Origin of the sequence: Halomonas sp. Cn5-12, assembly GCF_021532545.1 — a bacterium.
GTDB lineage: Bacteria > Pseudomonadota > Gammaproteobacteria > Pseudomonadales > Halomonadaceae > Vreelandella > Vreelandella aquamarina.
The window spans coordinates 1-13789 of the sequence record NZ_JAKGAY010000002.1; the positions used below are offsets into that span (position 1 = coordinate 1).

The 13789-nt window shown below is 51.7% G+C and carries 14 protein-coding genes and 2 rRNA genes; 13 read left to right on the forward strand and 3 right to left on the reverse strand.

The window, feature by feature from the left end; genetic code table 11:
* Positions 1-234 (forward strand): 23S ribosomal RNA (locus L1249_RS01320); the annotation flags it as partial.
* 153 nt (positions 235-387) lie between these two features.
* A 5S ribosomal RNA gene (rrf, locus tag L1249_RS01325) occupies positions 388-503 on the forward strand.
* Between the two features lie 625 nt (positions 504-1128).
* Here rrf and L1249_RS01335 read toward each other — a convergent pair.
* The 3 genes from L1249_RS01335 to flgA all read right to left on the reverse strand — a co-directional run bounded on the left by L1249_RS01335 (position 1129) and on the right by flgA (position 2652).
* Positions 1129-1578 (reverse strand): flagella synthesis protein FlgN, encoded by a 450-nt coding sequence (locus L1249_RS01335; RefSeq protein ID WP_058576987.1) that lies wholly within the window; start codon positions 1576-1578, stop codon positions 1129-1131.
* Between the two features lie 8 nt (positions 1579-1586).
* Positions 1587-1853: a flagellar biosynthesis anti-sigma factor FlgM gene (flgM, locus tag L1249_RS01340; protein WP_044629596.1), complete on the reverse strand. Its 267-nt coding sequence runs from the start codon at positions 1851-1853 to the stop codon at positions 1587-1589.
* Between the two features lie 85 nt (positions 1854-1938).
* On the reverse strand, positions 1939-2652 hold the full coding sequence (gene flgA / locus L1249_RS01345) for a flagellar basal body P-ring formation chaperone FlgA (protein WP_172415807.1): 714 nt from the start codon (positions 2650-2652) through the stop codon (positions 1939-1941).
* Between the two features lie 195 nt (positions 2653-2847).
* Between flgA and flgB the strand changes: the two genes are divergently transcribed.
* The 11 genes from flgB to flgL all read left to right on the forward strand — a co-directional run bounded on the left by flgB (position 2848) and on the right by flgL (position 13786).
* Positions 2848-3279, forward strand: a complete 432-nt coding sequence (gene flgB / locus L1249_RS01350) for a flagellar basal body rod protein FlgB (protein ID WP_172415808.1) — start codon at positions 2848-2850, stop codon at positions 3277-3279.
* 25 nt (positions 3280-3304) lie between these two features.
* Positions 3305-3715 (forward strand): flagellar basal body rod protein FlgC, encoded by a 411-nt coding sequence (gene flgC, locus L1249_RS01355; protein ID WP_058576990.1) that lies wholly within the window; start codon positions 3305-3307, stop codon positions 3713-3715.
* A 2-nt stretch (positions 3716-3717) separates the two neighbouring features.
* The gene (locus L1249_RS01360; RefSeq protein ID WP_089675591.1) at positions 3718-4407 is read left to right on the forward strand and encodes a flagellar hook assembly protein FlgD; all 690 of its coding nucleotides are present in this window, start codon (positions 3718-3720) and stop codon (positions 4405-4407) included.
* A gap of 32 nt (positions 4408-4439) precedes the next feature.
* Positions 4440-5954 carry a flagellar hook protein FlgE gene (flgE, locus tag L1249_RS01365; RefSeq protein WP_058576992.1) on the forward strand — a complete coding sequence of 505 codons (1515 nt, stop codon included), beginning with the start codon at positions 4440-4442 and terminating at the stop codon, positions 5952-5954.
* A 23-nt stretch (positions 5955-5977) separates the two neighbouring features.
* Positions 5978-6736 (forward strand): flagellar basal-body rod protein FlgF, encoded by a 759-nt coding sequence (gene flgF, locus L1249_RS01370; RefSeq protein ID WP_058576993.1) that lies wholly within the window; start codon positions 5978-5980, stop codon positions 6734-6736.
* Positions 6737-6766: 30 nt separating this feature from the next.
* Positions 6767-7549 carry a flagellar basal-body rod protein FlgG gene (flgG, locus tag L1249_RS01375; protein ID WP_058576994.1) on the forward strand — a complete coding sequence of 261 codons (783 nt, stop codon included), beginning with the start codon at positions 6767-6769 and terminating at the stop codon, positions 7547-7549.
* 37 nt (positions 7550-7586) lie between these two features.
* Positions 7587-8276, forward strand: a complete 690-nt coding sequence (locus L1249_RS01380; RefSeq protein ID WP_058576995.1) for a flagellar basal body L-ring protein FlgH — start codon at positions 7587-7589, stop codon at positions 8274-8276.
* A 114-nt stretch (positions 8277-8390) separates the two neighbouring features.
* Positions 8391-9446, forward strand: a complete 1056-nt coding sequence (locus L1249_RS01385; protein WP_232059501.1) for a flagellar basal body P-ring protein FlgI — start codon at positions 8391-8393, stop codon at positions 9444-9446.
* The gene (gene flgJ, locus L1249_RS01390) at positions 9446-10468 is read left to right on the forward strand and encodes a flagellar assembly peptidoglycan hydrolase FlgJ (protein WP_058576996.1); all 1023 of its coding nucleotides are present in this window, start codon (positions 9446-9448) and stop codon (positions 10466-10468) included. The genes L1249_RS01385 and flgJ overlap by 1 nt, the downstream gene beginning before the upstream one ends.
* A 63-nt stretch (positions 10469-10531) precedes the next feature.
* The gene (gene flgK, locus L1249_RS01395; RefSeq protein WP_058576997.1) at positions 10532-12475 is read left to right on the forward strand and encodes a flagellar hook-associated protein FlgK; all 1944 of its coding nucleotides are present in this window, start codon (positions 10532-10534) and stop codon (positions 12473-12475) included.
* Positions 12476-12493: 18 nt separating this feature from the next.
* A complete protein-coding gene (gene flgL / locus L1249_RS01400) occupies positions 12494-13786 on the forward strand; it encodes a flagellar hook-associated protein FlgL (RefSeq protein ID WP_228168810.1) in 1293 nt (430 codons plus the stop codon).
* The last annotated feature ends 3 nt before the right edge of the window (positions 13787-13789 follow it).

Consider the following 13789-nt stretch of genomic DNA (forward strand, 5'->3'; position numbering starts at 1 on the left):
GTGGACGACCCTCTGGTGTTCCGGTTGTCACGCCAGTGGCATTGCCGGGTAGCTATGGTCGGACGGGATAACCGCTGAAAGCATCTAAGCGGGAAGCCCCCTTCAAGATGAGACATCCCTGAGACCTAGAGTCTCCTAAAGGGCCCAGCGAGACCAGCTGGTGGATAGGCACGGTGTGGAAGCGCTGCAAGGCGTTGAGCTAACGTGTACTAATGGCCCGTGAGGCTTGACCCTATAACACCCAAGGGGTCTGGTCGCGATGATAACGAACGAGTGTGAACGCACTCAAAACACCGGATACGCATCCGCCAGCCAAGGCGCTGACGGAAAGAGACGATCACACAACACGTCACGAACACATCAGCATGATATGCATTACCCGTTACGCCTGACGACCATAGCGAGCGTGAACCACCTGATCCCATGCCGAACTCAGCAGTGAAACCGCTTAGCGCCGATGGTAGTGTGGGGTCTCCCCATGCGAGAGTAGGTCATCGTCAGGCACTTATACCGCAAAAAACCCAGCCGTTTGGCTGGGTTTTTTGTTGCGCGCTCGATAAGCGCGCCATGACCCAAGCCCCGTGCACAACAGCGTGCACGGGGCTTTTTTGCTCTGCTTTTACCAGTCAATAGGTACACGGGCTTGAAAAGGCTTTGAGAGAGGAGTGTCCGTAGTGCCGGGATGGAGGCAGAGAACAATCGACTGTTTATTAAGCCTCTTAAGCTCAAATAGCGGCGGTTCTCAACAGCATATTATGCGCGGCTTTACTAGCACGATAGCTATACCAGCACCAGCCACCATACCCATTGTCAGTGATAGATCCGACACGAGCAGAAAGGCTGGCAATAATGGTAGCGTGCTTGCCTTGTAGAGAAGGCTTTAGAGCAGCGAGTAGCAGGGCTGGGGTTGCCGCATTAATATGCATCACCTGGGCAAATGATACTTCATCCAACTGCTTTGCGGAGATGAAAGCAGGCTTTGCAGTATGGCGCTTCCTATACCGCCATTTGCACCTGCCACAACGGCGGTGAAACCTTCTGGAAGATGAGGCAGCATAACAAACTCCGATGGTGAACGATGTTGTTCCCATTGAAGCGCTTTGTATAGTATTTGTCTATAATTGCTTGTTAAGCAGAGGCATTAATGCGGCCCGGCTGAGCACTATTGCGCCCGTTGGGCTTGTAGAGCGTTTTTTCTGCAATTTGGCGAATGTAGTCCAGCATTTCCTGGTTATGCTTCATACGCAATGAGAGCATTTGCCCGGTTAATGCATTCATTCGTGAAACTCGCTCACTTTTTTCTAGCAAGCTTTCCCAGGTTGCTAGGCAGTCAGCATCTGTGGCCGCCAGCTTCGCGCCAGGACCGCCTTCTGGATAGCCAAGTTTTGCCTGTACCCCGCGACGTAATACCTCCATGCGTTCTAGTTCTTCTAGAAGCGCCTGTTTCTTACCCGCGATATCAGTCAATATATCGCCGTCAATACTGCCTTTAGTCAACTGCTCTTGTTCGCTGGAGAGTAAAGCAATCAAATCCTCGAGGCGTTGCAACTGACTGGAGAGTAGGCGTGAAAGGCTCATAGGTAGATTTACTGATCTTTCAAGTTGGCAATTAGACCATCCGCAATACGGTCGGCACGCACTTCGAGCCGTCCCTCACGAATAGCATCACGAATTTCCTGTACCTTAGCCATGTCGATATCCTGGCTGCTATCGATGCTAGATTGGCTGAGCTGAGTCGCTTCACGGGTAGTATTACCCGTTTCAGGCTGCTTTGCTTCACTTACCTTCTGTGCGTCATCACGCTGCTGCGCTGGAGTATTGCGAAGCAGCGGATTAAGGTTATCAATTTTCACGTTGTTGGCCTCATCGTCAACGTTGGGGCGCCGCGCGCTGTATGACTATCTATCGGCCTAGATGCTAAACACTTTAGGTCTTAGGCTAAAAATCCACCATTAATGTGCCTTGGCCGATCACCCGCGCCGTCATTATTTCACGAGAACCAAAACGCACACGAATGGTTTCTCCTTGTGCCCCATCAGCCAGTGCCTCCCCCTCTCGAGAGACACGAAAGCCTGCTCCTTCTGCTATGACTGTTACGCGCTGCCCGCGTTCCACGAGGCTAGGTGCTTGCAGGAAATGCGCCTGAAACGTGCTGCCACTACGGATAGGCCGCTGAGCTACTTTGCCGACAATATCGGCCTGGTCGGTCAGCGTTTGGCTAGATAAATCGCTAAGGTTGCCTTCTCGCTGGTCGAGCATAGCTGCGGTAACCAACGTGCCTCTATCAATATCTTGGCTTGCCACAACGTAGCTGCCAATGACACCCACTTCTGCCTGAAGGTAGCGTACTTGACGCCCATCAGCTCCACACCTAACGCCTACAGAAACACGCCCAATAGGAGCTTGGTTAGGGTTAGTCAGAAAGGGCGTTGGCTGTATGCAGGTGGGTAAATGGGGGGATGGCGGTGCGATATTGATGACTGCCTCTTGTCCCAGGGCCTGTGCTTCTTGATAGAGAAATTGTTGGACGCTTTCAACAAGTGACTGATCGCTTGTTTCTGCCCAGGAGGGTTGGGATAAGCCAACACATAGCAGTAACAACAATGTCTTAACTGCTGAGTAGCGTGCAACAATGTGCAGCAAATAGCGCATGGGTAAAGTCGCCCAGTATAGAAAATCAGATGGTAAACATCAGCATGGGAGTGTAATGCAAAAGTATCCTACGCATCATGGGAAATGCTGGTGTAAACGGTAGCTGTTCCATGCTTTAAGGTGAAAGAGAGGGGCATATTATTCATCATCAACAATTTCCGATTTATTTTGGCCTCACGGCGAGCGAGGGTCGGCATGATTGATCAGCTTGAATCTGCCTTTAACTTCCACCAGCAGGCGCTGGGCCTGCGCCAAGCACGTCACCAAGTGCTAGCCGCTAACATTGCCAATGCGGATACGCCCAACTATAAGGCGCGCGACATTGACTTTGCTAGTGAGCTGAAAAAAGCCGTTGAAGGCGGACAGTCTCAACAGCAGCCAAATGGCGGCTTAGCGTTAGCGCGTACCTCCGAACAGCACTTGGCAGGAGAAGGCCCCGCATGGCGTGGTGCTGGAAACACCGAGCTGCTCTATCGTGTTCCTGATCAGCCGAGCCTGGATGGTAACACCGTTGACATGGACCGTGAGCGAACCCAGTTCGCGGATAACGCTGTGCGCTACCAGGCGGCGCTCACCATTATGAACCGTCGTATTCAGGGCCTGAAAAATGCGATGCAACCTGAATAACCTAGTAATAGGAGAGAAATAAGCGATGTCGATGTTTTCAGCGTTTGATATTGCCGGTTCTGCGATGAGCGCCCAAGCGCAGCGTATGAATGTAACGGCAAGCAACATGGCCAATGCCGATAGCGTGGCAGGGCCCGATGGTGAAACCTACCGCGCAAAGCAGGTGATGTTTGAAACCCAGGCACAGTCTAACCGCTACGGTGTCGGCGGCGTCCGGGTTACTGAGGTTGTGGAAAACGATTCACCGCTGCGCATGGAGTATATGCCGAACCACCCAGCGGCTGATGAAGATGGCTACGTTGCTAAGCCGAATGTTGAGCCGGTCCATGAGATGGTCAATATGATTTCGGCATCGCGCTCCTATCAGGCCAACGTCGAGGTTTTCAACACAACCAAACAGATGATGGTTCAAACGCTATCGCTCGGTGAGGGCTAACGATGAGCACAATTAACCCAGCAACGTTATCCAATATTAATGGTGGTGGCGTTCAACTACAGCAGAGCCAGTCAGAAGAGCTACGTAATAGTTTTATGACGCTGCTTATCACCCAGCTTCAGAATCAAGACCCTCTGAAGCCGATGGAAAACGCGGAGATGACGTCGCAGATTGCTCAAATCAACACCGTCAGTGGCATTGAGCAGCTCAACTCTACGTTGGAAAGTATTACCAGCCAAATGAATGCCAACCAGGCGCTGCAGGCGAGTGGGCTAATTGGCCAAGGCGTCATGGTGCCTGGTCGTCAGATCATGTTGGAGCAGGATGGTGAAGGCCAGCCTTACTCTACGCCCTTTGGCATTGAGCTAGCGCAACCAGCAGCAAATGTGCAGGCAACGATTTTGGGTCAAGGCGGCCAGGTAATCCGTCGCTACGACTTGGGGTCTGTTGAAGAGGGCGTGCAGTCTTTCCAGTGGGATGGAAAAAATGATCAGGGTGACGTTGTCGCCAGTAATCGCTATACAGTTCAGCTAGAAGCAACGGATGCCGAAGGCGAAGTGATTGAGTCTACTGCCCTTAACTACGCCATTGTTAATAGCGTGACACCCAACGATGGCAATGGCGGTGTTCGGTTGGACCTTGGGGCCATTTATGGGCAAATCAGTCTGAATGACGTAAAACAAATTCTTTGATGTATAGAATTTCCCATCTCTAGGAGAAAAAAATGAGCTTTTCTCAAGCATTAAGTGGCCTGAACGCCCAATCAGAAAACCTGAAGATTCTCGGCAACAATATTGCGAACTCGCAAACCGTCGGCTTCAAGAGCTCGGGCGCTATCTTTGCAGACGTGTTTGCAGGTGCTAATAGCCAAGTGGGCTTAGGTGTCAAGATTGCAAACGTGCGTCAAGACTTTACGGCTGGCGATTTAGAGGCAACTGGACGTACGCTGGACCTTGCTGTAGCGGGTGAAGGTTTTTACCGTGTTCAGCTTAATAGTGGTGAAGCTGCGTATACGCGCAATGGCCAGTTTAGCCAAGATAATCAAGGCTTTTTAGTAAATGCGGCCGGGCAACGACTGACGGGCTATGGGCTGTCAGAACCAAACGATCCTTTTTCGCCTGTTATTGCTGGGGGGGCACCGACACCCATCAATATTTCTTCTGCTGATATTCCAGCTAAAGCAACGGCTAACGCAGCGGCTACCTATAATCTAGATGCCAGTATCGTACCTGGGCAGAATCTACAGCAGTCTTCACTTCAGGCCGTTGACTCGACTGGAAATCTGCTCACCGTAGATGGCGATGGAGCTTACGATCCTGCAGGCGATCCTCTTGAAATAGATGTATCTTACCATTACTCCAACAGTTTCACGGCTTATGACTCTCTAGGTAATGAGCGCAATATAACGGTTTATTATGAGAAGGTAGCCGACAATACTTGGAAAGCGTTTCAGGCCGTGGACGGTAAGCTATCGTTCACAGGCGGCTCTGGTGCAGCATCGACCAATATGGATAACGCCTTTTGGTTAAAATTCAATGGTAATGGTCAATTGGCCACCTATGGTGATTTAGACACAGCGGCGAGTGGTGCCCGGGACGAAGATACCGTCGTTGGTGTTGCTGATGCAGGGTATGTTCTGACCTTTGGGTCACCGGGAATACCTCCAGCGATTAACGAAGATAGTGCTTCTACAAACGGAAGTGATCGTGCTGATGCTTTCGATGCGACAGCGATAGATAATCCCGGGGCTACCAAGGCCTTTGCTGAACTGGAATTTCTAGTTGGGGATGGCGCGGAAGCGTTGAGCTATGACTTCACGCTTACGGGGACAACACAGTTTAACAATAATTCCGTTCAAAATACGCTGACACAAGATGGCTATACGTCTGGCAGTTTGGCCGGTCTAGAGGTGACGCGTGAGGGGCGTGTGATTCGTATCTATACCAACGAGGAGCGCCGCGACGCCGGGCAAATCGTGTTGGCGAATTTTGCTAACAAAGAAGGTTTGCAGGCCATTGGTGATAACGCCTGGCGTGAAACTAATGCTTCAGGTATTGGCATTATCGGTACGGCGGGCACCGGTGTCTTTGGCACCATTGAGTCAGGCGTGTTGGAAAACTCCAACGTTGATCTCGCCAAGCAGCTAGTCGATACCATCGTAGCGCAGCGTGCCTACCAAGCGAACTCGACGTCGATCAGCACTCAGGACGAGCTCCTGCAGACCATTATTAATCTTTAATGATTGATTAAGGAGTTGATGCTGTGGATCGCATGCTATACACCGCCATGAGTGGCGCTAAACACACGATGGAACAGCAGTCGGTAGTGAGTAATAACCTATCGAATGTGTCCACCGCTGGTTTTCGTGCTCAGTTGCAGGCTGCGCGCTCGGTACCCATTGAAGGCGCGGGCACCCTGCCAACAAGGGTGGCGGCGGTGACAACCACGCCGGGTACTGATTTCTCACAAGGCCCCATCGAGCGCACTGGACGTATGTTAGATGTGGCCATGCAAGGAAACGCCTGGATGGCGGTGTTAGCAGAAGATGGTACAGAGACCTATACCCGTCGCGGTGATCTGCAGCTTGATAGTGACGGTGTTCTGTTGAGTGTAGGCCGCCCTGTAATGGGAGACGCTGGGCCGATTGCTGTTCCACAGGGCGCGCAAATCTCATTTGGGGCAGATGGGACGATTAGTGCCATTCCTCAAGGAGAGGGCCCTGAGGCAATGGTGGACGTTGGCCGCATCAAGCTCGTTACACCGGATGAACAGGCCCTGGAGCGTGGTGAGGATGGTTTGTTCAGGGCGCCTCCTGGCGATGATGGTGCGCCAGGCGTACTTCAGGCTGATGAAGAGGCGCGTCTGGTAAGCGGCGCTCTAGAGGGCAGTAACGTCAGCGCCGTGGATGCCATGGTCTCCATGATTGACGTGGCGCGCCGCTACGATATGCAGATGAAGATGCTAAGTACGGCGGATGAAAATGCTCAGCGAGCTAACAGTATTTTATCTATTCAGGGCTAATCGCAGCCACTCAGCCAAAGGAATATATGTATGATTAAGTCTTTGTGGACTGCCAAGACCGGGCTGGAGTCTCAGCAAACCAAACTAGATGTTATTTCGAACAACTTGGCGAACGTCGGCACCAATGGCTTTAAACGTTCGCGCCCGGTATTCGAAGACCTGCTCTACCAAAATATGCGCCAGCCTGGGGCCCAGAATAATATTCAGGACCGGCTACCGTCTGGGATGCAAGTAGGTACGGGTGTGCGTGCGGTTGCTACTGAGCGTTTACATACCCAGGGAAGCCTAGAAGAAACACAAAATTCTCGTGACTTGGCCATTGAAGGGAACGGTTTCTTTGAGGTGTTACTGCCTGACGGTACGGCGGGTTATACACGAGATGGTAGCTTTCAACTCAATGAAAATGGTCAGATGGTGACAGCAAACGGTTACCCAATTGAGCCAGCCATTTTCCTTCCTGTGAATGCACTTTCTGTCACTATTGGTGAAGACGGAATCGTCAGCGTTCGCCAGCCAGGGATTGCAACGGATACAGAAGTGGGGCAAATCTCACTCAGCACCTTTATTAATCCCGCTGGCCTCGAAAGTATTGGTGGCAACCTCTACCTTGAAACAGGCGCATCAGGCGCACCTAATCAAGACATCCCAGGCAACAACGGTGCCGGACGACTGTTCCAGGGATATGTGGAGACATCGAACGTGAACGTCGTCGAAGAGATGGTCAATATGATCCAAACGCAGCGTGCCTATGAGATCAATAGTCGTGCTATCTCTACCAGCGATGAAATGCTAGCGCGTCTAAGCCAGCTCTAATGTCAAAGTTCGTCAGGGCTTCTTAACAGGTCGCGCTATGCTGAAATCAAACTTTAAGTTACGCCGCATCGTGATGGTGAGCTTAGCACTGCTGGTGTTATTGACGGCAGGGTGCGCGCAAATCCCGCGTGCCTCTGTCGTCGGCGAACAAGAGCAAATCACTATCATCGACCGTCCGCCACCTGTTCCTAATGGCTCTATTTATCAGGCGCGTCGCGGCTATCAGCCTCTTTTTGAAGATCGTCGGCCGCGCACGATAGGAGACATTCTGACCATTGTGCTGGATGAAGAAGTCAGTGCTAGTAAGAACTCTCAGTCCAATGCCAACCGTTCGGGCAGTGCCAGCCTCAACTTGGCCCAACTTCCCGACGTGCTGGATACACTGGCGGAGTACGGTTTCGATGTTGAGGGGGCCAGTGATTTTGCGGGCGGCGGTGGCTCACAGGCCAACAATACGTTTACCGGTACGATCACCGTGTCCGTATTGGAAGTCATGAATAACGGGAACCTGCGCGTGCGCGGCGAGAAGCAGATCGCGATCAATCAGGGCACCGAGTTCATTCGTTTCTCCGGTGTCGTGAATCCTCGCACGATTACCGCGCAAAACACCGTGCCGTCGACTCAAGTCGCCGATGCGCGTATCGAGTACGTGGGCGATGGCTATATCAACGAAGCGCAGCATATGGGGTGGCTGCAGCGCTTTTTCTTGAATGTTTCGCCGTTCTAGGCGTGTCAACAAGCTCGACAACAGAGACCTGGTGAAATGGCTATGCAGTGGAAGGTGTATCAACGGATTCAAGCAACCGCGCGCTTTGCGACTCTGTTGGCTCTCTGTTTTGTGATGCTGCCAGCACACGCCGAGCGGGTGCGCGAGCTAGCGAGCTTTGCTGGTGTTCGTGATAACCAGCTTGTTGGTTATGGCTTGGTGGTGGGGTTAGATGGCAGCGGTGACCAAACCACCCAAGCGCCGTTCACCAGCCAAAGTTTAACCAACATGCTGTCGCAGTTAGGCGTGACCGTTCCGCCTGGAACCAACCTTCAGCTGCGCAACGTCGCTGCTGTGATGGTGACTGCAGATCTGCCACCATTCTCCCGTCCAGGGCAGCGTCTCGATATCGTTGTTTCTTCGATTGCCAACGCCAGTAGCCTGCGTGGTGGCACACTATTGATGACGCCACTGAAAGGTGCCGATGGCGATACCTATGCGATTGCCCAGGGCAATATGTTAGTGGGCGGCGCCGGTGCGCAGGCGGGTGGTAGTAGCGTACAGATTAACCAGCAGGCCTCTGGTCGCATTCCGAACGGGGCTCTTGTTGAGCGTGAAGTGCCGCTCAATCTTGGTGGCAACGGTGGGATGCTAGAGTTGCAGCTGAACGACGCTGATTTTGGCACCGTTCAGCGCATGGTAACGGCAATTAACAATGAGTTCGGCCAGTCTGTTGCCTATGCACGCAATGGCCGAGTCATTGCCCTCGATGGCCCAATGGATGCCAACGCTCGGGTTAATTTTATGGCTCGGGTTGAGAATGTTCAGCTAACACCAGCTGAGGCGCCCGCCAAAGTGGTGCTCAATGCACGTACAGGCTCTGTGGTTATGAACAGCGCGGTTACCCTGCGTAGAGCTGCAGTAGCCCACGGTAATCTGTCGATTATGATTGATACCCAATTTGGTGTTAGCCAGCCTAACCCACTCGGGGAGGGTGAAACCGTTGTAGTGCCTGATGCGGATATCAATATTGAGCAGCAGGAAGCCTACCTGCAAATTGTTGAAGGAGCAGACTTGGCAGACGTGGTGAATGCACTGAATGCATTAGGTGCGACACCTCAGGATTTAATGTCGATTCTGGAAGCGTTAAGAGCATCAGGCTCTTTGCGTGCTGAGCTGGAGATCATCTGATGAGCATGGGCGATATGACCAGTCAGTTCGCGCTGGATATGAACGGCTTCCAGCGGCTGCAGCACAATGCGCGCGTTGATCCTGAAGCGGGCGTGCAGGGCGCGGCGCAGCAGTTCGAAGCGCTCTTCATTCAGATGATGGTCAAAAGCATGCGGGATGCCACGCCGACCTCGGGGCTGCTGGAGAGTCGCGATACGACCTTCTATCAGTCCATGCTCGATCAGCAGTGGTCTCAGGTTATGGCTTCCCGGGGTATCGGCTTGGCCGATGCGTTGGTGGAACAACTGCATCGTCAGGGCGTGGTGGGGCAGCCAGCCTCCAATTCTGACCAGGAGCTTCAGGCGCTGATTGCTGGCATTCCCCGCGGCACACCGCGCGTTCTGGACAACCCCCTGCAGCCCGATAGTGGCCAGGCTCCCGCGTCGGGCAGCGGCCGTTTTTACGATGAGTTGGATGCCATTCGGCAACAGCCAGCGAGCAGCAGCGCTTCCGCTTCGCTTGTAGAAGCCCCGCGTACAGCAGCCTCTGGGCATGACCATGTCACGCGTTTCATGCAAACGCTGGCCATGCCTGCCCAAGCGGCGAGCGCAGCCACGGGCGTGCCTGCTGAACTCATTTTGGCGCAGGCCGCGCTCGAAACCGGCTGGGGACGCCATGAAATCGCGACCCAGCAGGGGCATAACAGCTATAACGTGTTTGGCATCAAGGCAGGTAGCCAGTGGCAGGGTAAGACCACCGACATCGTAACCCACGAATACGTGAACGGTCGCCGTACGCAGGTCGTCGACACCTTCCGTGTCTACGACTCGTTCGAGCATGCCTTTACCGATTATGCCAACCTAATTGGCAACAATCCGCGTTACGCCGGTGTTTTGCAGGCGTCTAACGCAGAGCAAGCAGCGCGTGAGTTACAGCGTGGCGGCTATGCCACCGACCCGCGCTATGCCGATAAGCTGGTATCGGTAATGAATACGATGGGGCCGCTGAGTTCTGCGGGTAGCCTGTTGGCGGATTCTCGCTAGGTAACTACTCAAGTTTTTCTGCGCACTGCCGATAAGTAGAGAATCGGCCTAAGGAATTGAACCATGAGCATGTTTTCGATCGGCTTAAGCGGCCTCAATGCGGCGCAGAATGCCCTCAATACAACGAGCAACAACATTAGTAACGTCTATACTCCTGGCTACAATCGAGAGATTACGGTACTCAATGAAAGCCGGAACAATGCCGGTGTCCGCGTTGCAGATATTGAGCGTCAGTTCAATACGTTCGTTGCCGCGCAATTGAACAATGCCAAGTCGCAATCAACAGCCCTAGAGACCTACAATACGCAAATCTCTCAAATCGATAACTTGCTTGCAGATCGTGAAGCAGGTCTCTCTCCTTTGATGCAGAATTTCTTTTCCGCTCTTGAGGATTTAGCAAGTGCTCCTTCGGATCCTGCCGCCCGGCAGGGCGTGCTTGGCACTGCGGATACGCTAACGGCTCAATTCCGTTCGTTTGATGGATATCTGCAGGATTTACAATCAGGCGTTAACGGCCAAATTAAAGACGAAATTACCCAAATAAATAACACCACAAGCCAGATTGCTAATATTAACCGTGAAATAGCACTTTCGCGTGCACAGCTTGGTGAGGCACCAAATAGCTTGCTGAATCAGCGCGACCAGCTGATCTCCGAGTTGAATGAAAAGATGAACTTGCGTCTTAATATTCAAGATGGCAAGACTTACAATCTTTCTCTTCCTAATGGGCAGCCGCTCGTCACGGGGGATACTGCCTATAAACTCGAAGCTGTTACATCACCGAATGATCCACAACGGATCGTCGTTGGCTACCGTGAAGGGGCTCGTGGTAATGGCAACCTTGTCAGCCTAGATGAAGGTTTAATTACAGGTGGCTCATTAGGTGGCTTAATGAGCTTTCGATCTGAGACATTAGATAAAACTCAGAACCAGATAGGGCAGTTGGCGGCTTCTATTGCACTCGAATTTAATGCGCAACACCAAAAAGGTGTTGACCTGAACGGTGAGCAGGGCCAAGAGTTTTTTAGTATTGGTCAATCTAACGCTTACTATAATACAGATAATAAGGGATCCGCAGAGGTCAGTGCTACGATCGACTCTGCGAATACTAGCGCATTACGAGCAACCGACTATACGGTGCGTGTTATTAATGCATCGACTGAAGAGTTTGAAGTGATTAGAAAAGATACCGGTGAGGCGCTAGAGGCGGATGAATGGTCATTTAGCGACAATGTTCTAAGTTTTGCCGGTGTTGATGTCAATTTCAACGATTTTGATCTTGCCCAAAATGGCGATAGCTTTGAAATTCAACCACTACGACGTGCTGCTGGTGGAATGGAAGCCATTGTTTCAGACTTAGATAAAATTGCTGCAGGTAGCTTAGTTGAGCAGAGTGGAGACCTAGAGGTGAGCAATGTTCGCTATGAGAATGCGCTTGCCAATACGTCGGAATCACTGGAAATTGAACTTAATGCCAATCAGCACTTATCTGTCAGTGGGTATGCTGGTCAGGTCTCTGTTAACGGCGAAGCGCGAATCTTAGATCCTAATGGAGTCGTTCAAGATTCGGCAGGTACAGTCGCAGCTGTATTGGCTGAGGACGATGAAATCACTATTGATGGTGTCTCATTTGTATTAGCTGATGTATCTACAGAAGGGACTCTAACATTTCAGCAAGGGAGCGCTGCTGCAGGCGACAATCGCAATGCCTTAGCGCTCCAAGATCTCCAGAGTAAGGATATCGTAGGTGGTTCTGCCTCATTGAGTGGCGCTTATGGGGCGCTGGTCAGCGATGTGGGAAATCGTACCAACATTATTCAGGTCAACCTTGATGCACGCCAAGGCTTAACTGATCAGCTGCGTGCAGTGCAGCAGTCGGAGTCTGGTGTTAACCTGGATGAAGAAGCGGCAAATCTGATTCGCTTTCAGCAGTTTTATCAAGCCAATGCCCGCGTCATCGATACGGCCTCTACTATTTTTGACACTATTTTAGGCTTACGTAGCTAACGGTTAGGAGTCTGCCTCATGCGTATTAGCAGCGTTACCATGTATGAACAAAGTACGGCTTCAATTAACCGTCAGCAGAATGACTTTCTAAAAATTAGTCAACAGATTGCTAGCGGGCGCCGTGTGGTTAACCCTTCGGACGACCCACAGTCAGCAGCGCGCGCCGTGCGTGTTGATCAATCTAAGGCGATTACCCAACAGTTTGAAGACTCTCGCGTATCTGCACGTAACTCTCTAGCACAGACAGAAAGTATACTTAATAGCATCAGTGACTCTGTTATTAGTGCAAAGACAAGACTAGTTCAAGCATCAAGCGATACCTTAAGCGATGTTGACCGAGAGTCGATCGCCAGCGAGTTAAAAGGTATTTACGAAACCATGATCGGCCAAGCAAACGCGACTGATGGTAACGGACGTTACTTATTTGGTGGCTATGCTGATAATGCACCTCCCTTTGTTAAAAATAGTGAAGGCAATATTGAGTATAAAGGGGATGATAACGCTCGCCAGCAGCGTATCGATGCCTCACGTTTAATGCCGGTCACGGAGAACGGTATCTCGATATTCCAAAGTGTACCGAGCGGTGCAGGCTATGTCGCCGAGGCTGTGAAGAGCGGTTTAGATGGGCAGCCAATTCCGGGTGAGGCGGGTAGAAATACTGGTAGCGTGACGTTTAGTGGCCCACAGGTGAGTAATGTCAATGACCCTGGGTATGGCGACAGCTACCGTGTTGTATTTAATGAAGACACGACAGTGGATAGCGGCGTTAGCTACCAAGTGCAGCGTTTTAGTGAAGGCGAGTGGCAGGAAGATCCTGCTGACTTGGTGGTGACAGGAGAATATGTCGGTGAAGGTCAGCAGCTTAGTTTTGGGGGTGTTAATGTCACACTCACTGGCAGCGCTGAGCCTGACGACGAGATTCTTGTTGCCCAGTCAGGTAGCGAGCAGCGCCCTGCGGATCTGTTCCGCACCATGGAAGCAGCAATACGTGTTTTAGAAAATCCCGCCACTACCGGTGCGGAAAAAGCAGAACTGCGCAATACGCTAAACACATCTATGCGAGATCTAGATAATGCCCTTGATAATGTTCTAACAGTGCGCGCTTCGGCTGGGGCAAAACTAAACGAGCTAGACGTGGTGGATGCTGTAGGTAGTAACCGGATGCTCAATTATGAGCAGACGCTTTCTGACTTGGTGGATCTGGACTACGCTGATGCTATTTCAGAATATAGCTTGCGTCAGGTTGGTCTGCAGGCTTCTCAAAAAGCGTTTGTGGATATTAAGGGGATGTCGCTATTTGACTTTATGTAATGT